General features: G+C 47.5%; 22 protein-coding genes. 15 read left to right on the top strand and 7 right to left on the bottom strand.

Annotated elements, in window-relative coordinates; all coding sequences use genetic code 11:
* Positions 1-52: 52 nt before the first annotated feature.
* The 4 genes from pruA (at position 53) to AC0YNS_RS09350 (ending at position 4,856) form a co-directional block, all read left to right on the top strand.
* A complete protein-coding gene (gene pruA / locus AC0YNS_RS09335) occupies positions 53-1,621 on the top strand; it encodes an L-glutamate gamma-semialdehyde dehydrogenase (protein WP_475781012.1) in 1,569 nt (522 codons plus the stop codon).
* Positions 1,622-1,737: 116 nt separating this feature from the next.
* Positions 1,738-2,991 carry a Glu/Leu/Phe/Val family dehydrogenase gene (locus AC0YNS_RS09340; protein WP_475780709.1) on the top strand — a complete coding sequence of 418 codons (1,254 nt, stop codon included), beginning with the start codon at positions 1,738-1,740 and terminating at the stop codon, positions 2,989-2,991.
* A 1-nt stretch (position 2,992) separates the two neighbouring features.
* The gene (locus tag AC0YNS_RS09345; protein WP_475780710.1) at positions 2,993-4,399 is read left to right on the top strand and encodes an NAD-dependent malic enzyme; all 1,407 of its coding nucleotides are present in this window, start codon (positions 2,993-2,995) and stop codon (positions 4,397-4,399) included.
* Complete coding sequence (locus tag AC0YNS_RS09350; RefSeq protein ID WP_475780711.1) at positions 4,365-4,856, top strand: hypothetical protein; 492 nt, start codon at positions 4,365-4,367, stop codon at positions 4,854-4,856. Before AC0YNS_RS09345 ends, AC0YNS_RS09350 begins: the two co-directional genes overlap by 35 nt.
* Before the next feature lie 141 nt (positions 4,857-4,997).
* Here the strand turns inward: AC0YNS_RS09350 and AC0YNS_RS09355 are convergent, their stop codons facing one another.
* On the bottom strand, positions 4,998-5,477 hold the full coding sequence (locus AC0YNS_RS09355; protein ID WP_475780712.1) for a carboxymuconolactone decarboxylase family protein: 480 nt from the start codon (positions 5,475-5,477) through the stop codon (positions 4,998-5,000).
* Between the two features lie 284 nt (positions 5,478-5,761).
* On the opposite strand from AC0YNS_RS09355, the gene sigJ reads away from it, so the two are divergent.
* Positions 5,762-6,616: an RNA polymerase sigma factor SigJ gene (gene sigJ / locus AC0YNS_RS09360; RefSeq protein ID WP_475781013.1), complete on the top strand. Its 855-nt coding sequence runs from the start codon at positions 5,762-5,764 to the stop codon at positions 6,614-6,616.
* Between the two features lie 49 nt (positions 6,617-6,665).
* On the opposite strand, the gene AC0YNS_RS09365 is transcribed toward sigJ, so the two are convergent.
* Genes AC0YNS_RS09365 through AC0YNS_RS09375 form a run of 3 tightly spaced genes read right to left on the bottom strand, consistent with a single transcriptional unit; the run spans position 6,666 to position 10,382 of the window.
* Positions 6,666-7,754, bottom strand: a complete 1,089-nt coding sequence (locus AC0YNS_RS09365; protein WP_475780713.1) for a GerAB/ArcD/ProY family transporter — start codon at positions 7,752-7,754, stop codon at positions 6,666-6,668.
* A 25-nt stretch (positions 7,755-7,779) separates the two neighbouring features.
* The gene (locus AC0YNS_RS09370) at positions 7,780-8,940 is read right to left on the bottom strand and encodes a Ger(x)C family spore germination protein (RefSeq protein ID WP_475780714.1); all 1,161 of its coding nucleotides are present in this window, start codon (positions 8,938-8,940) and stop codon (positions 7,780-7,782) included.
* On the bottom strand, positions 8,937-10,382 hold the full coding sequence (locus tag AC0YNS_RS09375; protein WP_475780715.1) for a spore germination protein: 1,446 nt from the start codon (positions 10,380-10,382) through the stop codon (positions 8,937-8,939). Before AC0YNS_RS09375 ends, AC0YNS_RS09370 begins: the two co-directional genes overlap by 4 nt.
* Before the next feature lie 204 nt (positions 10,383-10,586).
* Here AC0YNS_RS09375 and AC0YNS_RS09380 point away from each other — a divergent pair, with 204 nt between their 5' ends.
* The 5 genes from AC0YNS_RS09380 (at position 10,587) to AC0YNS_RS09400 (ending at position 16,347) form a co-directional block, all read left to right on the top strand.
* Positions 10,587-12,233, top strand: a complete 1,647-nt coding sequence (locus tag AC0YNS_RS09380; protein WP_475780716.1) for a PAS domain-containing sensor histidine kinase — start codon at positions 10,587-10,589, stop codon at positions 12,231-12,233.
* Positions 12,234-12,342: 109 nt separating this feature from the next.
* Entirely contained in the window at positions 12,343-12,678 is a 336-nt protein-coding gene (locus AC0YNS_RS09385) for an MmcQ/YjbR family DNA-binding protein (protein WP_475780717.1), read from the top strand.
* Positions 12,679-12,706: 28 nt separating this feature from the next.
* Positions 12,707-14,071, top strand: a complete 1,365-nt coding sequence (locus AC0YNS_RS09390; protein ID WP_475780718.1) for a hypothetical protein — start codon at positions 12,707-12,709, stop codon at positions 14,069-14,071.
* A 153-nt stretch (positions 14,072-14,224) separates the two neighbouring features.
* On the top strand, positions 14,225-15,268 hold the full coding sequence (locus AC0YNS_RS09395; protein ID WP_475780719.1) for an S-layer homology domain-containing protein: 1,044 nt from the start codon (positions 14,225-14,227) through the stop codon (positions 15,266-15,268).
* Positions 15,269-15,408: 140 nt separating this feature from the next.
* Entirely contained in the window at positions 15,409-16,347 is a 939-nt protein-coding gene (locus tag AC0YNS_RS09400; RefSeq protein WP_475780720.1) for a phosphotransferase family protein, read from the top strand.
* 118 nt (positions 16,348-16,465) lie between these two features.
* On the opposite strand, the gene AC0YNS_RS09405 is transcribed toward AC0YNS_RS09400, so the two are convergent.
* Complete coding sequence (locus AC0YNS_RS09405; RefSeq protein ID WP_475780721.1) at positions 16,466-16,852, bottom strand: LysM peptidoglycan-binding domain-containing protein; 387 nt, start codon at positions 16,850-16,852, stop codon at positions 16,466-16,468.
* A 162-nt stretch (positions 16,853-17,014) separates the two neighbouring features.
* Here AC0YNS_RS09405 and AC0YNS_RS09410 point away from each other — a divergent pair, with 162 nt between their 5' ends.
* Positions 17,015-17,506 (top strand): GyrI-like domain-containing protein, encoded by a 492-nt coding sequence (locus AC0YNS_RS09410; protein ID WP_475780722.1) that lies wholly within the window; start codon positions 17,015-17,017, stop codon positions 17,504-17,506.
* Between the two features lie 173 nt (positions 17,507-17,679).
* Positions 17,680-19,761: a transglycosylase domain-containing protein gene (locus AC0YNS_RS09415; RefSeq protein ID WP_475780723.1), complete on the top strand. Its 2,082-nt coding sequence runs from the start codon at positions 17,680-17,682 to the stop codon at positions 19,759-19,761.
* A 424-nt stretch (positions 19,762-20,185) separates the two neighbouring features.
* Here AC0YNS_RS09415 and AC0YNS_RS09420 read toward each other — a convergent pair whose 3' ends face one another.
* Complete coding sequence (locus tag AC0YNS_RS09420) at positions 20,186-21,781, bottom strand: phytoene desaturase family protein (RefSeq protein ID WP_475780724.1); 1,596 nt, start codon at positions 21,779-21,781, stop codon at positions 20,186-20,188.
* Positions 21,782-21,981: 200 nt separating this feature from the next.
* Positions 21,982-22,239 carry a hypothetical protein gene (locus AC0YNS_RS09425; RefSeq protein ID WP_475780725.1) on the bottom strand — a complete coding sequence of 86 codons (258 nt, stop codon included), beginning with the start codon at positions 22,237-22,239 and terminating at the stop codon, positions 21,982-21,984.
* A gap of 193 nt (positions 22,240-22,432) precedes the next feature.
* Between AC0YNS_RS09425 and AC0YNS_RS09430 the strand changes: the two genes are divergently transcribed.
* From AC0YNS_RS09430 to AC0YNS_RS09440, 3 genes are all read left to right on the top strand, one after another.
* Entirely contained in the window at positions 22,433-22,993 is a 561-nt protein-coding gene (locus AC0YNS_RS09430) for an RNA polymerase sigma factor (RefSeq protein ID WP_475780726.1), read from the top strand.
* Positions 22,977-23,642, top strand: coding sequence for a DUF4367 domain-containing protein (locus AC0YNS_RS09435; protein WP_475780727.1), 666 nt, complete (start codon positions 22,977-22,979; stop codon positions 23,640-23,642). The genes AC0YNS_RS09430 and AC0YNS_RS09435 overlap by 17 nt, the downstream gene beginning before the upstream one ends.
* Positions 23,643-23,875: 233 nt before the next feature.
* Positions 23,876-24,376, top strand: a complete 501-nt coding sequence (locus AC0YNS_RS09440) for an LURP-one-related/scramblase family protein (RefSeq protein ID WP_475780728.1) — start codon at positions 23,876-23,878, stop codon at positions 24,374-24,376.
* The last annotated feature ends 42 nt before the right edge of the window (positions 24,377-24,418 follow it).

A 24,418-nucleotide genomic window follows, 5' to 3' on the forward strand; every position in this document is an offset into this window, starting at 1 on the left:
AATAACCTTACGACTACATTAGACCCGTATCCGGGAGAGGAGCCTGACCATGATGAAGACATTTACAGAAGTGAAACCATATGCGAACGAGCCGTTTACGAACTTTGCACTTGAAGAGAATAAGCAAGCCATGCAAACGGCAATTGCCAAGGTGAAATCTGAATTGGGTCGTCATTATCCGCTTACGATCGGCGGCGAGAAGATCGAGACGGAAGCTAAAATCACGTCGATCAACCCCGGTAATATAGACGAAGTAATCGGTTATGTGAGCAAAGCGGATCAGAAGCTTGCTGAACAAGCGATGCAAGCCGCATTGACTACATTCGAAACATGGAAGAAAGTACCTGCCCGCGAACGCGCCGAGTACTTATTCAAAGCAGCGCATCTGATGCGTGAGCGCAAGCATGAATTCTCTGCAACGATGATTCTTGAGTCCGGCAAAAACTATGTAGAAGCTGATGTGGATACAGCAGAAGCAATCGACTTCCTGGAGTTCTACGGACGCGAGATGATTCGCTTGAGCAACACGAACGAAACGCAGCCGCTTACGAAGATTCCGGGCGAAGATAACCAAATCACATACATTCCGCTTGGCGTTGGTGTTGTTATTCCACCATGGAACTTCCCGCTTGCGATCTGCGCGGGTATGACGACAGCAGCTGTTGTTTCGGGTAACACAGTGCTGCTTAAACCGGCATCCACAACGCCGGTTATCGCGCATAAATTCTTTGCTCTTATGGAAGAAGTAGGATTGCCGGCAGGCGTAATCAACTTCATTCCGGGCAGCGGCGCTGAAGTGGGCGACTACTTGACGACGCATCCGAAAACGCGTTTCATCAGCTTCACAGGCTCCAAAGAAGTCGGTCTTCGGATCAATAAGCTGGCAGCTGATACCGTTCCGGGTCAAATCTGGATCAAACGCGTCATCGCTGAAATGGGCGGCAAAGACGGTATCGTGGTCGACGAAACGGCAGATCTGGAAGCAGCGGCAGCAGCAATCGTTGCGTCTGCATTTGGTTTCCAAGGACAGAAGTGTTCGGCCGGCTCGCGTGCGGTTATCGTGGAATCGGTTTACGATCAAGTGGCTGAACGAGTTGTTGAATTGACGAAGAAGCTGAAGTGGGGTCTGCAAGAGCATGATTTTGCAGCAGGTCCGGTTATTGATCAAACGTCCTACGACCGTATTCTTGATTATATCGAAGTGGGTAAACAAGAAGGCACGCTGCTTGTTGGCGGCGATAAAGCAGAAGGCAACGGCTACTACATCCAACCAACTGTGTTCGGCGATGTAGGCGGCAAAGCGCGAATCATGCAAGAAGAGATCTTCGGGCCGGTACTTGCGCTTGCTAAAGCGAAAGACTGGCAGGAAGCGATCGCGATGTACAACGATACGGAGTTTGGTTTGACAGGATCTTACTTCTCAACAGACGAAGATCGAATTGCTGAAGCTCTGGAAACGGTACATTGCGGTAACCTCTATATCAACCGTAAGTGCACGGGCGCACTTGTAGGTGTTCATCCATTCGGCGGTTTCAATATGTCCGGTACGGATTCCAAAGCAGGCGGCTATGATTATCTGCTGCTCTTCACACAAGCTAAACTGACTTCCCGCAAAATCTAATGAACTTTGCGGCCCTCTATTGCGAATGGCTTGGAGGGCCGTTCTCTATTTATTCGCGCCAACGCCAAGCCATCATTCCATCTATCTTCACATCCACCTGAGGGGGCCCTATACAAATGAATAAGGTCAAAGAAAATGTAGACGTACTTGCAAGAACGCAGCAAGTCATTGAAACGGCTTTAACTAAGCTTGGATATGAGAGCGCTTTCTACGAACTGCTTAAGGAGCCGCTGCGTCAGCTAACCGTTCGCATCCCAGTGAAGATGGATGATGGCAAGGTGAAAGTGTTTACTGGCTACCGGGCGCAGCATAATGATGCGGTTGGTCCGACTAAGGGCGGTGTTCGTTTCCACCCGGATGTTACGCAGGAGGAAGTGAAAGCGCTGTCGATGTGGATGAGCATCAAGTGCGGCATTACGAATTTGCCGTATGGCGGCGGCAAAGGCGGCATTCAATGTGATCCGCGTACGATGTCCTTCGGTGAATTGGAACGACTTAGTCGGGGTTATGTTAGAGCGATCAGTCAGGTTGTTGGACCGACGAAGGATATCCCTGCGCCGGATGTATTTACGAATTCGCAGATTATGGCGTGGATGATGGACGAGTACAGCCGCATCCGTGAGTTTGATTCCCCTGGATTCATTACCGGGAAACCGCTTGTCCTTGGCGGCTCGATCGGCCGTGAGTCGTCGACAGCGCTCGGCGTGAGCATCGTCATGTATGAAGCGGCTAAAGTGCTTGGAATCGAGATTCGGAAGGCTCGCGTCATCATCCAAGGCTTCGGTAATGCCGGAAGCTATTTGGCGAAATTTCTGCATGATGCCGGTGCAACGATCGTCGGTATCTCGGATGCGGCCGGTGCGCTCTACAATCCGGAGGGCCTTGATATCGACCATCTGATGGACCGCCGCGATTCATTCGGCTGTGTCACCAATCTATTCCCGAATCGCATTACGAATCAGGAATTATTGATTCAAGATTGCGATATCCTAATTCCGGCGGCAATCGAGAATCAAATTACGGAAGACAATGCACATCTCATTAAAGCGAAACTGCTTGTAGAAGCGGCAAATGGGCCAACGACCCATATGGCTACTCAGATTTTGACCGAACGCGGCATCATGATTGTTCCTGACGTATTGGCAAGCGCAGGCGGCGTGGTTGTATCGTATTTCGAATGGGTACAAAATAATCAGGGATACTATTGGACAGAGGAAGAAGTTAATGATCGTCTGAAGAAGATTCTTGTGGATGCGTTCAATAATGTGTACCGCACTTCCCAAGAGAAGAAGACAGATATGAGGCTGTCCGCCTATATGGTAGGATTAAAGCGAGTAGCAGAAGCCGTAAGATGGAGAGGTTGGGTCTAAGATGGCACAAACTAGCATTATTTTCAGGTTGGAGCTCGATCATAAGAAAGTTACCTTCGGCGATGTAGCCGCAACCATCAGCAAGGCGGGCGGGGATATTACGTCGATTGACGTTATCCGCCCGGGTCATGACACGTCAACACGTGATATAACTGTCGATCTCTCGGATAAAAATGAATCGGTCATGGTGGATGCGCTGCGTGGACTGGACGGCATCACCGTTATCAACGTGTCGGACCGTACGTTCTTAGTTCACTTGGGCGGGAAAATCACCATTCAACCGACGCTGCCCATCAAGAATCGCGATGATCTATCGAAGGTATATACGCCGGGAGTGGCGCGTGTTTGTACGGCAATTGCCGAGAATCCGCAGAAAGCCTATTCGCTTACGATCAAACGAAATACGGTAGCTGTCGTCACGGACGGAACTGCCGTACTAGGTCTCGGTGATATCGGCCCCTATGCCGCGGCACCTGTAATGGAAGGGAAAGCGATGCTGTTCAAGCAGCTCGCAGGCGTTGATGCGTTCCCGATCTGTCTGGATACGAAGGATACGGAGGAGCTCATTCGGACAATTAAAGTGATGAGTCCCATCTTCGGGGGCATCAATCTGGAGGATATCAGTTCTCCGCGCTGCTTCGAAATCGAAAACAGGCTCGCCGATGAGCTGGATATTCCGGTCTTCCATGACGATCAGCACGGTACAGCCGTTGTCGTCATTGCAGGATTGCTGAACGCGCTTAAGGTAGTAGGCAAACGGATCGAGAATATTCGCGTTGTCGTGAACGGCATTGGCGCGGCAGGCGTTTCGATCTGCAAAATGCTGCTGCAAGCCGGTGTGAAGCGGCTCGTCCCGGTTGACCGTGACGGTGCCATTATTCGCGGCGGATCATACGAGCATCACCCGATGTGGCAATGGCTCTCGGAGCAGCCGCAGGTGGAAACCAATAGCGGCCCGTTGAAGGAAGTCATCGCTGGTGCCGACGTATTCATCGGGGTATCACGTGCGCGCGTGCTTGGTGAGGAAGATGTGAAACGAATGGCGCCGGGGAGCATCGTGTTCGCGATGGCTAATCCGGAGCCGGAGATCACGCCGGAAGAGGCGCTTCCGCATGTGGCGGTATTTGCAACGGGCCGAAGTGATTATCCGAATCAAATCAACAATGTGCTCGTATTCCCCGGATTGTTCCGCGGAGCGCTCGATTGCAGGGCAAGAAGAATCAATGAACCGATGAAGCTGGCGGCGGCAAGAGCGATCGCATCGGTCGTTTCGAGCAGCGAGCTCAATGAGCACTACATAATTCCGAGTATTTTCAACGAGCAGGTCGTGATCCAGGTTCGCAAAGCGGTCATCGAAGCGGCCATTCTGACGAATGTCGCAAGACGAACGCCGCCGGAATATCGGTAAACGGGAGAGGGAGAGGGACGTTCTGACTCATAAACAGTTAGCTTCATCATGCTTCAACAAAGTTTGGGATCTGCTTAGTAAGGAAGAACGAACGGAGCGGGAGAGCGAAGAGATGGTGCATCTGTGCCACAGCTCATTCTGGCATTGGACGCAGGTTGAGGAGCATACACCAACGAATCTATCTGTCGGCTACTGGCAGCTGGCTCGCGTTTACGCGGTTATCGGACAGGGTAGTCAGGCGCTGGATTACGCTAACAAATGCCTGAAAGTCAGCGCCGAAGCAGAACTGGATGCCTTCTACATGGCTTATGGTTTTGAAGCGGCTGCGCGGGCTTACTCGGTACTCGGTGATTCGTCGCAAAAGGATGAGGCGTTAGCGCAAGCGAATGATTATGTGGAACATATTACAGATGCGGAAAGCAAGAGCTGGGTAGCTGCTGATCTTGCCACGATTTAGTGCTTGGCTGCACCAGGGCAATTTGTTAGCGTTGTCAGGCTCATGGTGAGATTGTGCGATCGTTTTGTAAAATAAAGAGCTCTTGAATGGAATCATTCAAGAGCTCTTTTGCAATATCTATTCGAATTATAGCTGATTCAGTTAGTTCAAGCCGGCTTTAGTCAAACCAAATGCAGTATCAGCCGAGCCAGGCACATATTTAAATGCGATGTTGATGCGATTCCAGGCATTGATAGCCATAACTGAGTAGGTCAGATCAGAAAGCTCTTTCTCCGAAAATTGCTCGCGAACGCGATTATACACCTCGTCAGAAACACCATGCTCAGGAAGCTTAGTCAGAATTTCAGTCCATGCCAGCGCTGCGCGTTCACGCGGCGAGAACAACGTGGATTCTCTCCAAATGGACAAGTGATACAGACGAAGCTCTCTTTCGCCATTGATCTTTGCTTGCTTGGCATGCATGTCAAGGCAGAAGCCGCAACCATTCATTTGGGATGCACGGATATGAACGAGATCGAGAATGGACTCTTCGATGGCGCTTGTTTTCTCGGCATTGCTTAGATTCATCAATTGCTTGAAAAATTCCGGTGATTGCTGCATGTAATTTATACGTTGACTCATAGTCGTTAATTCCTCGCTTTACTGGTTTTGTAAGTTCGGTTTAGTATGTCTCAACCGCTCTTCGAACATATAACGAGGCTGCATTATTTTCTGTGACAAGGATCGGAATTGAAATTCGACATACATATTAACATGCATGAAGGAAAAGCTAAGTACCAAATGAATGCTATAGAATTTGAAAACCTGCCCAAATAGCTTGTCACAATTTGCATCTGTATCTCGTTATATGTAATGGCCTTTTTCTGTGCTTTAAGAAGGTAAGGATTATGAATGGAAGTGTTAGGATGCAGGAATTGTATGAGCAGTACAAGGGATTGCTGTTTAAACTCGCCTATCAGCTGACCGGCTCCGTTTCCGATGCTGAGGATGCTGTGCAGGATGTATTTATGAAGGTATATGAAATTCCACCGGAGAAGCTGACACAGCCCAAAGCTTATTTATGCAAAATGGTTACGAATCGCTGTAGGGATTTACAGAAATCCGCTCGCAAGAAGCGAGAACAATATTTTGGAGAATGGCTGCCGGAGCCGTTAGTCAGTTCTTATGATGATGGAATGGAATCGGTTGCCCGTGATGAGCTCTTATCCTATGCCATGATTGTTATGCTTGAACGGTTAGCTCCCACGGAACGCATTGTGTTCGTATTACGCGAGGCACTTGGGTTTGAGTTTCCTCAAATTGCGGAGTTGGTGGAGAAGAGCGAAGTGAATTGCCGCAAAGTTCTTAGCCGCGCAAGGGCGAAGATGGGGATTTCCTCCGAAGAGCTCGTTCAACCCGAGGCAGCTAATGATAAATGGGCACATGGCTTCATAGCAGCGCTTAAACAAGGGAACCTCAATGAAATCCTGTCCATGCTCGATCAGAATGTTGTGCTTGTCTCAGACGGAGGAGGCAAGGTTTCTGCGGTCGTCAAACCGGTTGCATCAAGAGATATTGTGGCTAAGTTTCTCAGTAAACCGCTTCATAAGGCGTTTGAAGGATCGATTGTTGAGGTGGCTGGGCTAAACGGGCAGCCAGCGATTATTCTTCGTTCAGATGAAGGAATCCATACCGTGGTGATGCTCCATGTTGAAGGGGATGTCATCCGAAATTTATATGTACTGAGGAATCCCGACAAGCTTCAGCATTTAGCCGTGTAGAAGTAACAATAAAGCAGGGCGTATCGTTTAACATCGGTACGTCCTGTTTTTACGTTCTACGGTTCTGTCTTATGCTGCCGATCATCCAGAATATTAACGGAATGCCTAGGAAAGCGGAGGGGTAGAAGTACCGGATCAGAAATGTATTCCTGGTTGTATTCGCAAATTGAATGTGGTGCGTGCTATAAATAACAATTCCCAGTAGAATGAAGGTCAACACACATGTAATTAGCTTCCAATTCTTGAAACCGGTCCATTCCGATAATCCAAAACTAAGGATGAACATCGCAATCGATAACTTAATAAATGCGCCAAACAACCATAAAGGAATAAAGAAAGCGTCGATATTTTGCACGAAATTGAGGATGTAGACAAACTTTGTAAGGGAATATACAGGAATCACGAGCTGAGCGGCTAAGAAGGGTCCTGTAACCGATAGCACGACAAGTGTTGTTAATAACCCCCAGAACATGGAGACAGTTGTGCCCCAGAGAATGGCCCGTGAGGCGGTTCGTTTGTTCTCCGCGAAGTAGAACAACATCAGGATAATAGAGGGATCGACCATGTAATTGCACGATAGCAGTGCGCCGTTCAGAATGTGATGCCACCCGGAGTCGGCATAGATGGGGAGAATACGGTTTAAATTCATTTCCTGAGGATTCAGAAACAGGATGGCGAAATAAATAAAGACAAAGATCGGACCAATGATCTCTGCGCAACGGCTAATCGCGGTAAGCCCGCCTTTGCAAACGACACAAGCAATGAGAAACAATAGACAAATTAATATGACGATCATCGGTGTGTTATGGAGCATGACTAAGTTTTGAAATTCAACCGTACCTTCTACGACAGAAGACATCTGCATGAACCAAAGGGAAAAGTAAACGGTGACGATTATTTTACCTAACACGGTACCAAACAGATCTTTAACGAAATGAACTACCGATTTGTCTTTATGCTGTTTACATACACGGAGAATCACCCAGGTTTCGGTCATCATGATCATGGTGCCTAATAGAATGGATATCCAACTATCCTGAAGTGATTCCTCTGCAGCTAAACGGATAGGAAGGTAGGAGAACATAATAATGGATGAAATACTGATCAACCAGAACATCTGATAGCTGCTTACTTTCATTCCTTATTGCCCCACCTTTCCTCCGTTAATCGAGCGGTGCACCAGTCACGCCTGTTGACCGAAGCTGAATATTCGCTTGAATGTTAACGTCGATTTTCTTGAAGTTATGATCCCAATCCGCTCTCTGTGTTTTCCACCAGTAGGGGTGTTTGCGATGCAGATACTCTCCAATTCCGATTACATCAGGTCCAAAGTGTTGGATTTTCCCCATCGTTTGCTGCAGTTCCATCTGTATTTGCTCATTCAGATAGCGCTGAAGGGCGACCATATTCTCTGACCTCGACATATCGAGAGACGTTGAATTTTCGAGTAGATACGCTTGCGCCTTGACCGTTAGCACAACGTGCGTGGGATCATTACCGGAGTGAATTCGTCGTTTCTGATGGGTTAATCGAAAGGATAAGACGCCTTTACCATTCTTCGACGGAATTGTAATACCGCCGTTACTGCCTTTCCCAATCATCCAGATTGCCAGAGTGCCTTCACCCGCGTTCAGAAATCCTTTAATCTTCAGCTTCTTGTCCATAACGGCGAAGCCCGCAACGGCAGCTATTGGCGTCTTCTTCTTGCTGTTTAATTCTACTTCTTGGATCTGGAGGTAGGGGATAATCGGACGAGTACCCTCTGCCAGACTCTCGATTACGATCTGTCTCGACGTAAACTCGTCTAACCCGTTGATCTGCATTTCCTTCCCGGCAGCAACGCTCGAATTATATTCCATGGGATGCTTGAGCTTTAGAAATTCCTTCGCGCTGCTCCCTCGTACGATAACAATGGTATCCCTTAAATTGTTTGCCGGATCTCTGCCCAGCTTATCGAATAGCTTGTTTAATTCGTGTTTCGCGAAGAACTCTTCACCTACAGCAATTAAGATTCGGTGACTTGTCATCAATCTGCGAGATATTTTACCTTGGATCTTCTGACTGGCGTCGAATACATTTCTGCCTGTAGCCGATACGACGATATAGTTATCCTCTCCGCCAGATCCGCCGCCTTTATTGGATCCGTTTAGCTGAGAGGGGATTACGATCTGATCACTGATCTCAATATTATCCCCTTCGGCATGATCAACCGCCGTCCCCAAGATAATGGCTAACTGATTAGGTTCGATAAAATCTGTACAGCCGGAAAGCGACAGCAGCAGGATGGCAGCGACACACAAGAGCAGTGTAAACCGAACCATCATGGAGTCCCTTTCTTATTTCGTCCATTTTTCATCCAGAATGGGTATCGAATGATCAGATCTCTTATTCGTTTGCGATCGAAAGGGGCGACCGGACTTAAGTATGGCGTTCCGAAGGATTCTAGCATGACCATATGGATCAACAAGAAAATAATGCCGAAAGCGAAACCTACGAAGCCAAGTGCGCCGGAAATAAACAGCATCATGTAGCGAATGATACGAAAAGGAAGGGTAGCGCTATATCTGGGAATCGTATAAGCGGCGATCCCCGTTAAGGAAATGACAATGATGATCGGCGTAGAGATGATGCCGGCTTCAACGGCAGCTTGTCCGACAACCAGTGCTCCGATGATACTGACTACAGGGCCAAGCTGATTGGGAAGATGTACGCCGGCTTCTTGCAAGCCATCGAAAATAAACATCATAATGAAGACTTCGATTACGGTTGGAAAAGGAGAGGTTTCCCGGGCAGTCGCAATTCCGATCATAAGATTGCTTGGAATCATCTCCGGATGGAAAGTCGAGAGTGAGACATAGATGGCAGGTAAAGCAAATGAGATGAAGGTCATGATATATCTAACCATTCGGGTTAGGATGATAAAGACGAATCGCTCGAAATAGTCATCCGCGGATTGGAGACCTGACCAGAACGTGATGGGAAGGATAAGAGCGAAGGGAGTTCCGTTCGTGAGAAGCGCGACCTTCCCATCTAATAAACTTGCGGTTACGATATCCGGGCGTTCAGTATTCTGAACTTGCGGGAAGAGGGAGAAGGAATTATTCTCGATCCATTCTTCGATATAGGCAGAATCGATGACGCCGTTAATCTCGATCTTCGCAAGCTTTGCTCTCACTTCTGCCAAAACCTTCTCGGACGCTAAGCCTTGCACGTAAGTGAGGACGACTTCGGTTTGGGTGTACTTCCCGATCGTGAACGATTCCATCTTCAACTGCGGGTGAATGATCCTGCGCCGAATTAATGAAGTATTCGTACGGATATTCTCAACAAAACCTTCCTTGGAACCACGCAAGGTGGACTCCTTCTGTGGTTCTTGAATGCTTCGCATCTCATATTCTTGAACCTGAGCAAGGAGTGCTGATGCTTCGCCATCTACCAGAATTGCTAGACTGCCATGCAAAATATGTTGAACGAGATCTTCCATGGATTCATCCGTCTTGATGTTCGCCAAAGGAAGCCATTCTCGTTCGAGCATAGCTGCCAGTGATTGGATTCGTTCTATGCCATGCGGCAAACCGCTGAAGATAAGCGGCTTCAGCACATTATTTTCGATGCTTTGCACATTAGCCATGCCATCCAAATAAGCGAGTAAAAGCAAAGTATCATCTTTCAATGTGAATCGACGAAAAACAATATCCGAACAAAGATCGAATCGATCTCTCAGGTAAGCTTCATTCGCTTCAACGCTGCTGCTAATGGCAACCATAGATGATCCCCCAGTAGATAAAGTATACTCGGTGAATATTATGAGCAAAGCAGGTTGCAGCTATGCAGATTCTGGTAAACCAACGCAGGCAGCGTTGGTTTTTTCTTGGAAAAAAGATCTATAATTATTTGAAGAAATAAATGATATAATCAACGAGCAGTAGAATCGTTTCAATTTAATTTATATAGTTAAGGATGAATGGATATGAAAACCCGGTCACCGGTGCGAAAATCAGATTCGGCTGTTAAGATTTCGATTATTTATGTGTTAATCGGCAGTCTCTGGATTATCCTGTCCGATAAAATAATAGATATGCTGCATTGGTCAGATGCCATCTCGGTCAATTTAACGAAGGGTATCTTCTACGTGTTAAGCACTGCCTTGATTCTTTACTTCTGGGTAAAAGGAGTGAAGAAGGCACTAACCGAGAGCGAAGAACGTTATGGCGCTATCGTCGAACATTCTCCGGAGCCGGTTGCCGTTCACCGAGACGGTAAGATCGTGTTTATTAATCCTGCAGGAGCCAAAGTAGTAGGCGCTGCAAGTCCGGAAGACGTCATTGGTCATCCTATCGTTAATTTTATCCATCCCGACTTCATTGATAGGGTTCATGAACGTGTTCGACAAGTGATGGTCGAGGGAAGATCGACGGAGCCCGTTGAGCAGAAAATTATACGCCTTGATGGACAAGTTATTGATGTAGAAGTAAGATCAGTGCCCATCAAGTACCAAGGCAAATCGGCTGTGCAGCTTCTATGTAAAGATATTACCGAGCGCAAGCTAGCCGAACGTAAGCTGGAAGAGAAAGAGCAAGCCTATAAGTCGCTTGTTGATCATAATCCGGATGCGATCTTTACCGTAAATCTTGAGGGCTGTTTGTCGAATGTAAATCCGGCTACCATCAAGATTACAGGTTATCCGCTTGAAGAGCTTCTCCACCAAGATTTCAAGCAGTTCATTATAGAAGATGACCGGGAGAAGACATGTGTTTTATTTAAGGAAGCTTTACGCGGTGAATCCACTAGCATTGAAATCGCGATTCGCCATAAATCCGGTCATCCAATCGATTTGAATTTGAAAATGGTTCCGATTATCATTCATGATAAAATTGAAGGTGTGTACGGCATTGCTAAAGACATTACCAAAAGGAAACGGACGGAAGAATTATTGATCAAATCCGAAAAGCTGTCCGTAGTCGGTCAGCTTGCCGCAGGAGTAGCGCATGAGATTCGAAATCCATTAACATCGCTTCGCGGATTTGTTCAATTGTTCCAAGCTAAAGAAGATATGAATCAAGAGTATTTACAAATTATGTTATCGGAATTGGATCGCATCAATGATATCGTCAGCGAATTTCTCGTCATCGCCAAACCTCAAGCTCTGAGCTTTGAAGTTAGAGATGTACGGCAAATTTACTACGAGGTGATCTCGCTTCTCGAAACGCAAGCAACACTCAGCAATGTACAAATTCATGCTGAAATCGCCGATGACATTCCGATGATCAGCTGTCAGCAAAATCAATTAAAACAGGTTTTTATCAACATTCTCAAAAATGCGATTGAGTCCATGACAAGCGGAGGCAGCATCCTCATTCAGATGAAAGTCGTGGATCATCAAATTATGGTCCGCTTCATAGATAACGGCTGCGGTATCTCGGAAGAGCGATTGTTGATGTTAGGCGAACCTTTCTACACGACGAAGGAGAAAGGGACAGGACTCGGACTCATGGTATGTCATAAAATCATTGAAGCACATGGAGGAACTCTCCATATTGCAAGCCGGCTTAATGAAGGAACAACGGTTGATTTGATCCTGCCTATTGAAGAGAGTGGAGTCCTGCAAGAAGCATAGAAGATTGTAAGGAATATGGAAGATCCGCGAAGCTCGCGGGTCTTTTTTTGTTGTGAGCAAGAGGGGAATTTAGTCATATGGCGAAAATAGACAACAGGAGGGGATCACCTTGGTAACCGAGAATCAAATTAGAAGTTATGCGCTATCCTTACCTGAAACGGACGAAGTCGACCATTGGGGCAAGCCGTCTTTTCGCGTGAAAAATAAAATATTTGCCGTCATTCAGCCTGATGGAGTGTCATTGCTTGTGAAAATAACGGCAGACGATCGAGCAGCCTACACGACAATGGATCCTGCCGTTTATCAGGTTCCTCCGAAATACGCGACACTGAATTATGTCATCATTCAACTGGAACTCGTGGATCCGAATGAACTGAAGCGTTTGATCTTCAAGGCGTGGAGCCTGGTTGCTCCGAAACGTGTCGTAAAGTCATTTGTTACTTAGGCAGTGATTGGATAGGGAGGGATATGGGATGGCTAAGGTTCATGTCATGCTTTGGTTTGATACGGAAGACTATATTACCAAAGAGTCCGAAGATGCATTATTAGCGGTAGTGCACATGTTAAATAAGCGCAGCACGAAGGGAATATTCAAGATTGTCGGTGAGAAAGCACGTAAATTGGAGCGAAACAACCGGCTTGATATTATTGAGCAGCTCGCACAACATGAAATCGGCTATCATACAGATTGGCATAGCGTTCATCCTACGGTCAGCGAATATTTGGAGAGTTTCGGATTTGCAGATGGTGCAGAGGAATTTGACTTGCGAGAACGGTCGGGGCTAGAGGATGTAACGCGAATTACGGGACAAACAAGCAAGTGTTATGGCCAAGCGGGTTACTCATGGGCACCACAAACGTTCCCCGTACTACGAAAGTGGGGAATACCGGTTTATTTGGACGTACATGATCAAATTACGCTGGATCATAAACCGTTTTGGTACGGCGGATTGCTCAATCTCACCGATATGAAGGGCATTATGCGAATGGACTTAAAGGCGGATGGTCTGGAGGAGGGCAAGGCATTATTCGACCGGCTGTATGATGAGCTCTCTATACAAGATCAAGAAACCTTCATTAGCATTTATTATCATCCATGTGAATTTGCATGTACGGGTTTCTGGGATGGCGTAAATTTCAATAAAGGCCACAACACGCCGCCTGATCAGTGGCAGCCGGCTCCACTCAGACTTGCAGGAGAGATGGAGCGCTATATCGAGATGTTGGGTGAATTTATCGATTATACGCGTACAAAATCCAATGTGAACTATATCACTTCGACAGAAGCGCTCGATATGGAGAAGTCCAATCGGAATCCATTGCATCCTTATGATGTCCGGGCCATTGCGGCGGGACTCTCGAATGAGTTGAACTATACCGTTTATCGGGATTACTCTTTGTCTGCTTCTGAATTACACGCTTTATTTTGTCGGTATCTGCTTGGACAAGAATTAATCCCTGAGCTTATCTACGGCCCGGAAAATGAAGCTCAGAGTGATCTATCCGAAGCTGTTCCCGTTGCGGACATTAAGAAAGTGATCGCCGAGGAATATCCCAAACTATTGGAATACAAGCAGATGCCGGATTATTTCACAGTAGCCGGGTACCGCATTAATCCCGTTGACCTTACCTGTACGTTGGCAAGCGTTATCGCTAATGGTTATCGGGATGAAGATCGCATTGCGATCGTTTCCGGAGTGTTGAAGTCGAAGGAGCATGCCGGAACAGATGAGAATTGGGGGCCGCAGTGGAGTCCGTTTCCTCCTGATCTGAAAGTGCCAAATCTCATTCGCTTAGCTCAGCTTCAGACGTGGACATTGAAACCGGCATTATTCTAATGCAAACGGGCCATTGTATAGGGAGGTAGAGATTGCGGTGATTGACGAATTTACAATACCTTAACAATTTTCAAGGTTACTTCCTGTAACCTTTTTCAATTCATGCTCGTCTACCTTATCTGAAAGCCAATATACTCCATGAGGTGAACGAAAATGAAAAAAACATTCAAAATGATCACATTAACTGCTGCAGCAGCGACTATGGTATTTACTTTTGCAAGCCAAAGCTTCGCAGCAACTTCCGGTTTCACGGATTTAGGCAATAGCACAGCGAAGAATGAGATTATTTCCTTGCAGCAGCGCGGCCTGATCAAAGGGATTTCGGCCGATCAATTTGCACCGCATGGTACAATGACAGCGGCTCAAGGCGTTCAGCTCATCGTGAATGCACTGAATTTGAACCTGGATCTGGTTCGATTCTTTAAAGAACCGAAAGCGACTGATTATTTCGTGAATGCAAACGATAAAGCTTGGTACGCAGACGCGCTGATCATTGCTGCAGTCAACGGCCTTGATCTGCCGAAGGATCTGAATCCGAACAAACAATTAACGCGTGAGGAATTCACTCATGAGCTGATCCACGCGATTGAAGTAACAGGAAAATTGCCAATGATCAAACCGGTTGTCGTAGATATCGCGGACCAAGATCAAATTAACATCGACTTCTCCGGATCAATCACGCGGGCACTTAACTACGGCGTCATTAAACTTGGCGAAGACGGCAAGGTGAATCCGAAGGTTATCATTACGCGTTCGGAAGCAGCCGTCGAAATCTACAATGCACTGGCTTACATGAAGGCTCACGCAGCGCCGATCGATGCAAACAGCAAAGTATCCATCAAGCAAGGTAACGAAATGATCGGTGATGCAATCGGAGTAACACCATCCCTGAGTGAGGATGCCGACTCCAGCGCAGCATTTACGCGAGAAGCATTTATTACGCAGCTCGTCAAAGCGGTAGAAGAAGCAGGCAAGCTGCCCTTGATTAATGTTGTGGTTACTGATATTAAGGATGCGGATCAAATCGACGTTATCAATTCCGGTGCAATTCAGCGCTCACTCAGCTATGGCATTGTGAAACTGAGCAGCGATGGCAGCTTCAATCCGAAGAGCGAAATTACATACGGAGAAGCAACTGAAGCGATCAATAATGCTGTTGCTTACTTGAAAGCTCGTCCGGATACTTCTGCGAAATAAAATTCAATCTACACTGACTGCCGGACGATTGCCCGGTGGTCTTTTTTTTATTGCAACTTTTTCCACTTCAATGCGTTAAATAAACATCCACCGAGATGGGGGACAGAGGAAGATCAAAGGAGGATTCGCTGTAAGCTGCCATGGAGAACATTATCGTACAACAAGCGGAACGATTAGCAGTCGAATATTTGCAAGAACAAGTGATATCTTCTTACCAGATCTTAGGCAAAGGGTTAATAAACCAAGTCTGTGTAGTCGAGACAGCAACTCATAAAGTCGTAGTCCGCATGAATGAGTCGTCCCTTTATCCCATCTACCTCAAAGAACAATGGTGCATGGAGCAAGCTGCTTCGGTTGGCGTTCCCGGTCCGGACGTGTTGGCCATCGGAATTGCCGGAGAATACGCATATATGATTCTATCTTTCGTCGAAGGCGACAATGGGTTAGACAGCTTGGCTCATAAACCGGAAGTTTGGCGGCAGCTAGGAACATATGTCAAACGTATCCATGCAATTGATGTGAAGGGCTTCGGAGATGAGCTTTTTGACCCCATTGCCGGTGAATTCAAATCACCTCCTCACCCAGGGTCTGATGGCAGCTGGCAGGGGTATGTGCAATATAATATTAACAGTTTGACAGAGAATGACCGGTTAATTGATCTTGGCGTCATCTCGCAGGCAGAATCGGTGAGAGTAAGAGAGATATTCGAGTTAGTGAAGAGAACCGCATATCGATTCGGCTTAAACCACGGTGATCTTTCGTTGAAGAATATGATAATCAATTCAAAAGGACAAGTTCGATTGCTGGATTGGGGCGGCGCAGAGGTTCATGTCGTACCTGATGGAGACATTATTCAAGTTATGCAAGGGATAATGATAGGCGACGGTCCGAATGCCGAAGAATTTGATGCTTTTCTTGAAGGGTATGGGCAAAGGGTAGAAGACCTCGCTAATCTGAAGCAGTTGATGCTGCTTAGAGCATTCGATAAGCTCAGGTGGGCAATAGATCGAAGTCCGGAGCATATCGAATCCTTTGCCGCCTATGCGAGGAAAGTGGTGGAATTGAACCTGGAATCATGATTCATGCGCGAATTATTAGGGTCACTTGGTATACTTGAAGACACAGAAAAAGCCTTCCGACACGCAGTCGTTGCGTATCCGAGGGCTTATTGTTTTTCATCGGCGTAATGAAATGTCTTTATTTCTGAACTTCAGACGGTTGATGTGCCATCTCGGAATAGGTTTTATGACAAACCATATTGGATATACGTGGGATGACGATCGTTTCGCCTACTTTCAATTGGTTCGGATTCGTATGCTGAGGGTTCGCTTCCTCTAAGATTGGCATCGGGATGTTATATTTGTGGCCGATAGAGGCGAATGTGTCCCCCGCTTGAACTTGGTGCTGTGCGAAAACCATGTCATCCGATTGACCGTCTCGAAAGAACGGGAAGAAAAATGGCGAGAAGGAGAAAAATGGAAACAAGAAACGTCCTGGGAAGAACGGATGGGGAAACGGGCGGAAGAACGGGCGACGGCCGAATCCACCACCAAATCCGCCTCCAGGGAAAAATCCACGATTCATTAGGTAACCTCCGTGATGTTGGAATAGTCATTTGACTATATAGAATATCCGTTAAGGCTTGGAATCGTTACAGGGAATATGGAAAAATATTGTTTTCATTAGGGCAGGAATCGTTTACGGGCTCTAGAAATGTTGTAATATAACGCAAATAGAGGTGTTTAGATGAAGATAGAAATCGTTCAAACAAATGCAATTGCATCTTATGTTGGAGTAAGGGCAAGCAGTCTCATGACGAATTTAGGGGATGCTGTTAGTCGGGCGCTGCAAGAGGTCGTAGAGAGAAGCAACGAAATTTCGAATATCAGAAATCGTGAAGTGACTTATGGAATCACGCCTCCGAATTATAAAGGGAACGACGGTCTTCTTGATGTCTACTGTTGTTATGAAGTGGAACCTCTGGCTAATGTACCTCACGGCATGGTTCATCTTCACCTCTTACCACGGTTGTATTCGGTTACCTACTATCGAGGGGCTGCCAGCAAGCTCGTTACTGCCTACGATTTCACATCGCAATGGCTTGCCGAGAATGGATATGAGTATGACGATGTATCGTATTATTTGGAGCGATACGATGAGAAGACAATGCGTGAAACAGATGATGAACGAAATGAAATCGCGATTTATTGCCCAATCAAGAAGAAAGCAATGGAATAGGAATAGCTTGTAAATAGGCTTAGAAATCCGCGCGAAATCGCGGATTTTTTGTTGCTTGCACAATCTCCAGTAATTACAAACGAATGAATATCGTTTGAACCACCTGAAATTCGATTCTCTCTGCGAACTACTATCTGAGGCAGGGCAGGATAGGAAGAGGTTGGGAGAAGGATATGAAACCGAGAAGCAAAGAGAGATCGACAGTACAACTGTCGTGGAGAAAGATAGGATTCGCAATAATACTGACAGCTATCGTGGTTGTTGCTTTAGGCTGGGCCACCTTCGGCGTGTTGGTTAACAAACAAGATATTACTTTGCTGGCAAAGCCGCTTCCGGCAGCGACGATTATTTATGATCAGGATGACAAAGAAGCGAGCCGAATATCGCTCAATACCATTGAACCGGTCAAATTCGAGCAATTGCCGAAACATCTCGTTGACGCGGTAGTTGCGGTTGAAGATAAGCGCTTCTTCGAGCATGACGGGACTGACCTGTGGGGGATAGGTCGTGCTCTGATGACCAACCTAACGAGTGGACAGACGGTACAGGGAGCGAGTACGATCACACAGCAGCTGGCTAAGAATGTCTTTCTGACTCATGATCGAACGTGGGGAAGGAAATGGAACGAAGTACTCTTATCCAAGAAAATCGAAGGACAATACGATAAGCAGCACATTATAGAGATGTACCTCAACCAAATCTATTTTGGCGAAGGGGCTTGGGGAATTAAACGCGCGGCAGAGACTTACTTCAGCAAGAAGGTTGAGAACCTGACGCTTTCAGAGTCGGCGCTTCTTGCGGGCATCATCAGAGCGCCTTCGGCGCTTTCGCCGTTCAAGCATCTCGATAAGGCTATAGAACGCCGTAACACTGCACTTCAGCTCATGAAGGATCAAGGGAAGATTAGTCAAACTACGTTTGATAAGACTGTCCGTGAGCCAATTAAACTCGGAAGCTCCAAGCCAAACCGAGGTGAAGGTATCAAGTACCCGTATTATGTGGATCAAATCATTCGAGAAGCGTCCGCCTTGTACGGGTTAACCGAGAATGAAATCCTGCACGGAGGTCTACGGATACATACGGCGTTGGATACGAAAATGCAGCAGGCTGCAGAACAGGTTTATTCCAAGAACTCAGTGTTTCCGAATAGCGTTGCTGACCAGCTTATTCAAAGTGGTACGGTATTGGTCGATCCGCGTGATGGCGGAATTAGGGCACTCGTTGGCGGAAGAGGGCAGCAGCCCTTCCGTGGATTTAACCGTGCCGTGCAGCTGAAGCGACAGCCCGGTTCCACGATGAAGCCGATTTCCGTTTATACGCCGGCTTTCGAACAAGGCTATCGTCCTGAAGATACGCTGCTTGACGAGCCGGTCGCTTTCGGTGGATATGAACCGAAGAATGCCGGAGGAGGCTACCACGGAGAAGTATCAATTTACGAAGCGATCGTAAATTCCTACAATATTCCAGCTGTGCGGTTATTGAATGAGATGGGAATTGACGCCGGGATGGAAGCAGCGGAGCGCTTCGGGATCGAGCTTAAGGAAGAGGACAGAACTCTTGGCCTCGCACTAGGTGGATTACAAGAAGGCGTTTCGCCGCTAACGATGGCTGAAGCTTTCGGAGTATTCGCCAACGACGGAGTTCGCATGCCTGCGCACTCGATTATTAGCATTGAATCCGCAGACGGAGAAGTGCTGGCGGAAGCAGCTGAGGATTCCGGTGTACAGACAACGGATTCTTCCGTTGCACGTACGATGACGGCAATGCTTGAAGGTGTCGTACAGGAAGGAACGGGGGAGGCAGCGGCACTTGCAGGTCGCCCCGTCGCCGGTAAATCAGGCACAACGGAAATGCCGGGAACCGGGGGCGAAGGGATTAAAGACAACTGGTTTGTCGGCTATACCCCGCAGTTGGTCGGTGCCGTATGGCTTGGATACGATCATACGGATGCGCAGCATTATCTAACAACCACTTCAAAGGCCGCCGCGGCTGTATTCCGGGAGCTGATGAGCGAGGCACTGAAAGGCGAACCGGTCCTTGCCTTTCCGAAAGCGCCGGGTGGCGCAGTGAAGAAGCCCGGTAAACCCCCGAAAGCTGACAAGGGAGACAAGGGAAATAAGCCAGGTGATAAGGGAGATAAGGGTCCGGGACATAAAGGTCCAGATAAAGGTCCAAAGAAAGACCACGGTAAGAAAGACGAGGAGCGCCCCCCGAAGGGACACGACAAACATGGTGGTCCGAGAGATAGAGATTGAGTAGGTTCATGTTCATTTCCAAACAAAGAAACCGTCCCAATAGGGAAGAGCACTGCGTTCGTTGAGCTTGAAAGGGAAGTCAGAAGCATAGAGAAAGGGGCTATCCTGCGTCATCATCGATGACGCATGGGATAGCCCCTTCTCGTCGCGCGAGTAGATTGGTTAGTTCAGCCTCTGAGAGTTCGTTTACTGAATTCTCAGCTTCATTTCTGCGCGCTTTCGGCGGTGAGAGTTCGACTATCGTATTCTCCCTCTCTCCCTCACGCGCGGGTCAGTGATTTAATGTTTAAGAGTAGGGTTATTCGACTTTTGCGCAACATTAAGACAGAATCGATCAATTGGAACGGAAAATGTTGCATTCTCTGCAGCAATGTTACTCGGCCAAATTTAGGAGCTAAGTCATAAGCGCACTTTCGTTAAACTCCTATACATGCACATCATGAGCTAATAATTGCTGCGCCACAATATAGCCCGATCCGCCGTTTATGCCATGTCCCGGCCATGTGGCTGCGCCAAGCATGTACAGATTCGGAATCGCTGTTTGATGGCTGGGTTGGGATGGGAGCGGGCGGAACAAGTAGCTTTGTGCGAAATCATGGGAACCGCCGTAAGGGTCGCCGGGTCCGGAATTCGGATTAAAGCGAGCGATCGTATCCGGCGTTACGACGGATTTGCCGATAATGGCGTCCGGAATGTTCGGAATATGCTTGCCGACGACGCCTATTACGCGTTCCGTGAATCGTTCGGTAAGCTCATTCGTCCACGATCCGTCACCAATGTCTATCAGTCCGGCAGCATCGCCGCGGGGTCGACAAGGAACTTCCAGAACTTGAAGCCGCATAATGGCTTTGCCGGCCGGAGCGCGGGAAGGATCAAGGTTCGTTGAGCAATCTACCGTGAAAGTCGGTTTGGCCGGGAGCAGATCAGCCATCCCTTGTGCAATGGCTTGGGTGAAGCCGTCGAGTCCATCAGTTAAGTGAGGCTGGCCTACGCGATCAAATCGCCCATCCGGCCACTTCGGCGCTTCGCTGAGGGCGAGATGGATCTGAACGCAGCCTCTTCCATAGCGGAATCGCTGTGCTTCAGCGCGGATCTCAGGGTTGACTTCAGTATCTGACAACAGCGACATGAACAGCTGGTCCGGTCCGGTAGAGGCGACAACCGCATGCTTCGCGTGAAACTCTTCGCCATTGGCTGTGCGAACGCCGACAGCTTTACCATGCTTAACGATAATCTTCTTGACCATCGTTCCTGTCATGATCTTGCCGCCTTGATCCTGCACTAAACGAGATAATGCCCGTGCAAGCTGCTCGCTTCCTCCTGCAGGTATTGGCATTCCGCCGCCCATTAGCGCCATCGAGGTGAGTGGCACCCAGATCCCGCTGCCGATTTCGTCAGGTGTTCGTCCTAAATGTGTGACCCAAGAAGCCAACATGGAACGCATGACCGGCGACTTGAATTCGCTAACGACATTCCGGGCTGTCGAGAAGAGGGAAGGAGCGAATGTAGTTAAGCTTTTGCCCCCGACTCGTTTGTCATAAAGCAGCTTATGTATAATCTCGGTAGCCTGCTGGCTGGATAAGTCTAAGTTGAATAACTCGAATACATCTCCGGCATAAGGTGTAAACGCTTCGAACATACGGCCAAGCACGGCCCCATCGCCGGGAGCCAGACGATCGGCTTCGAGCGCAAGCTCTTCGGCTGACCGTGCGAAGACTGCCGTTTCCCCGCTCTCCATAGAAACACCGGTGGGCAGATCCGTATTCACGTAATGCAAGCCCCGCGCTTCGAGTTCTTTTCTGAAATCCGCATAAGCAGGGCCGGTCAAGAAAAGTGGGTGAGCAGCGGAATATACATCATGCTTAAACCCCGGCAATGTCAGTTCTTCCGTACGCAAAAATCCGCCCGGGCGATCGTTCTTCTCCATTAATAGGACGCTTCTTCCCGCGCGCGTCAAATAAGCGGCCGCAATCAGTGCGTTATGGCCACTGCCAATCATGATGACATCATACTTGTTCAATGACGATTCCCCTCCAAGACAAGACTAAGTGCCAGTTCCAGTTTAACGCATGAGGCGTAGCGAGAAGTGGCGGTTAGTGTCGATAAATCCAAATTTTACCTAAAATTTATATGTACTTATAATTTAGGCGATCATATCTTTTAGAGCCGGTTATATAAAATCCAAAAGACCTATTTAAAACAGGCCTTTTGGCGATTACTTCATTCATCTAGCCGACGAGAGAGGTTATTATTGACCGCGCCAAACCCACCAGCCGTTACTGTTATTCTGCCAACCGTTATTGCCGCGAGATCCATTGCAGCCACGAGAACCTTGGGTACCTTGCGTACCTTGCGTACCTTGGCTGCCGCGTTTACAGTTGCAGCCACTAGAACCTTGGTTACGACGCGAATCTTGAGCGCCTTGCGTACCTTGGTTACCGCGATTGCAGTTGCAGTTACGCGAACCTTGGTTACCATTACGAGAACCGTTACAACCACATGCCATATCTATCAACTCCTTCATCATGGGATGTTAATAATATATGTATTGAATCTATCAATTGTTATAGTTGTATGCCCATTTACTAGACTAAGGACGACTAAAAAAAATCGAAAACCATGCAGCGAATCGCAAACGAAGACCGTCTAATAGGGTGGAGGTGGTTATTCAGTGAAGCCGGCCGGCAAACAGAACAAAGAACAATTCTCGAAAGAACCTGCAGAAGCGCTTGAGCAGCTAATGGATCGTTACGGTGCAATCGTAATGCGCACCGCGTATTTCTATACAGGTGATCGCCATCTTGCAGAGGATATCAGTCAAGAAGTGTTTCTGCGCAGCTTTCGCAAATGGACATCGTTTCGTGGTGACAGCAGCATGAAGACCTGGTTGACGACAATTACCATTAATGTTTGTAGAGACAAAATGGGGGTTCGAATGTTTACAGAGCAGCCCACCGACCCGAGCCAGATGGAGCGAGGTCATACAATCAGTGCCCAGGATGAGGCTCTTGAACGACTAAAGAAAAGCGAAGTACTCCAATATTTGCTTCGTTTGCCAATCCCTTATCAAGAGGCTCTGTATTTGTACTATTATCTGGACCTCAGTACGAAGGAGATCGCGGATGCGACTTCTTCGCCGGAAGGAACGATACGAAACAGACTTCACCGGGCACGTGAAGCGTTAGCTAGCTTGATCGATAAGGAGGAACTGACAGATGACAGAAACAGATAATCGATTACGCCAACACTTACGGGAAGAAGCAGATGAAATACTCTTCAATGACATGGAATTGAGCAATCGAATGAAACAGAAGATCCGGCAGGAAGCAGCTGCTCAGAAGACGAAGCGTAGGTTCTTGCTCCCGAAAGCATGGACGTTGGGATTCACAGCGGCAATTATGATCATCGCTGTGTTCTTGATCCTTCAACAGCAGAATCCGGGCACGAATACGGCCGAGGATACGCCGCCAACCAACCAAGGAGCCAGTGGCTCGCAGCTGTCTCAATTGATCACAACACCAGTAAGCACAGTAGAAGAAGCTATAGCATCCTTCGGACCAAATCTGCGAGTGCCGAATGACGTACCGGATGGTTATTCACTTACAGAGATCATAACGGTAGGGATGAAGGATGAACCGGTGAGAGATGTGATCTTCACGTATTCGTCAGGCCAGAAGAGCATTACGTACGCTGTGAGCCGCATGAAAGCCGTATTTCCTGTAGATCTGTTCAAAGCGACGCAAGTAAGCGGAAGTGACGGGTTTGTATTTGAACAACCAGAGCTCGTTGAGCTGTATTGGCTTGTCGACGATATTCAGTACTCCATTACCGGTCCGTTGTCAGGCGAAGAAGCGATGAAGATCGCTGAATCGGTAAAATAATAACATGGGCTGCCTCAACACGGAGGCAGCCCTGTTTTACCTTCAGTTCATTTGTCCGAATTGACGAGTAAGGCTGCCGACTTACGGTGGCCTTTTTTGATAAACATTTTCAAATAACTGGGCGGATTTCAAATTATATACTAAAATATAGGAACTGCATGTCGATCTGTCCGTATCAGATATCAGGTATTGTTATCGAAGTTCGCTTTAACTAACAGGAGGAGGCGAGTTCATTGCATTTATATTTCAGGGATAATTTCTTCAATTCCGGTGTAACGGAAATTCTGAATGAACAGGAAGAGAACGTAGGTCATCTGGATTTGAAGAGCGCTTTTGGCTCTGCGATCGAAGTGTACGGGCAGAATGATCAGCTGCTGTGTGCCGGAAGCTTTCCTTTCTTCTCCGGCAAATGGGAGGTTAGTGAAGCAAACGGGGAGCAGTTAGGTGTACTCAGAAGCCGATTTACTTTCTTTTCTAAGAAATTCACCTACGAAACAGAAGGGCGAGGCAGCTACGAGATCATTTCTCCGGCATTCTCCAAGGAATATGATATTAACGATGAATCCGGCGCTTTGATCGCCCGTTTTGAGCAAGTTAACGGATGGTTCTCTTCAGGTGCTTTCCAACTGACCAACCAAAGCGAATATCTGGACTCCTATGAACTTGTAGCCGTAATTATGGGCATGCATGCGATTCAGAAGAAACAACGGGCGGCAAGCAGTGCGAACACGTAAGAAACGAACATAAAATTGCACATGAATTGAAAAATATGGTAA

The organism is Paenibacillus sp. J22FR21, assembly GCF_056269135.1.

What these genes read in the sequence shown, in the direction of transcription:
- pruA (WP_475781012.1), top strand. Translation starts at nt 53, where the DNA reads ATGAAGACATTTACAGAAGTGAAACCATATGCGAACGAGCCGTTTACG.
- AC0YNS_RS09340 (WP_475780709.1), top strand. Translation starts at nt 1,738, where the DNA reads ATGAATAAGGTCAAAGAAAATGTAGACGTACTTGCAAGAACGCAGCAA.
- AC0YNS_RS09345 (WP_475780710.1), top strand. Translation starts at nt 2,993, where the DNA reads ATGGCACAAACTAGCATTATTTTCAGGTTGGAGCTCGATCATAAGAAA.
- AC0YNS_RS09350 (WP_475780711.1), top strand. Translation starts at nt 4,365, where the DNA reads ATGTCGCAAGACGAACGCCGCCGGAATATCGGTAAACGGGAGAGGGAG.
- AC0YNS_RS09355 (WP_475780712.1), bottom strand. Translation starts at nt 5,477, where the DNA reads ATGAGTCAACGTATAAATTACATGCAGCAATCACCGGAATTTTTCAAG.
- sigJ (WP_475781013.1), top strand. Translation starts at nt 5,762, where the DNA reads ATGCAGGAATTGTATGAGCAGTACAAGGGATTGCTGTTTAAACTCGCC.
- AC0YNS_RS09365 (WP_475780713.1), bottom strand. Translation starts at nt 7,754, where the DNA reads ATGAAAGTAAGCAGCTATCAGATGTTCTGGTTGATCAGTATTTCATCC.
- AC0YNS_RS09370 (WP_475780714.1), bottom strand. Translation starts at nt 8,940, where the DNA reads ATGATGGTTCGGTTTACACTGCTCTTGTGTGTCGCTGCCATCCTGCTG.
- AC0YNS_RS09375 (WP_475780715.1), bottom strand. Translation starts at nt 10,382, where the DNA reads ATGGTTGCCATTAGCAGCAGCGTTGAAGCGAATGAAGCTTACCTGAGA.
- AC0YNS_RS09380 (WP_475780716.1), top strand. Translation starts at nt 10,587, where the DNA reads ATGAAAACCCGGTCACCGGTGCGAAAATCAGATTCGGCTGTTAAGATT.
- AC0YNS_RS09390 (WP_475780718.1), top strand. Translation starts at nt 12,707, where the DNA reads ATGGCTAAGGTTCATGTCATGCTTTGGTTTGATACGGAAGACTATATT.
- AC0YNS_RS09395 (WP_475780719.1), top strand. Translation starts at nt 14,225, where the DNA reads ATGAAAAAAACATTCAAAATGATCACATTAACTGCTGCAGCAGCGACT.
- AC0YNS_RS09400 (WP_475780720.1), top strand. Translation starts at nt 15,409, where the DNA reads ATGGAGAACATTATCGTACAACAAGCGGAACGATTAGCAGTCGAATAT.
- AC0YNS_RS09405 (WP_475780721.1), bottom strand. Translation starts at nt 16,852, where the DNA reads ATGAATCGTGGATTTTTCCCTGGAGGCGGATTTGGTGGTGGATTCGGC.
- AC0YNS_RS09410 (WP_475780722.1), top strand. Translation starts at nt 17,015, where the DNA reads ATGAAGATAGAAATCGTTCAAACAAATGCAATTGCATCTTATGTTGGA.
- AC0YNS_RS09415 (WP_475780723.1), top strand. Translation starts at nt 17,680, where the DNA reads ATGAAACCGAGAAGCAAAGAGAGATCGACAGTACAACTGTCGTGGAGA.
- AC0YNS_RS09425 (WP_475780725.1), bottom strand. Translation starts at nt 22,239, where the DNA reads ATGGTAACCAAGGTTCGCGTAACTGCAACTGCAATCGCGGTAACCAAG.
- AC0YNS_RS09435 (WP_475780727.1), top strand. Translation starts at nt 22,977, where the DNA reads ATGACAGAAACAGATAATCGATTACGCCAACACTTACGGGAAGAAGCA.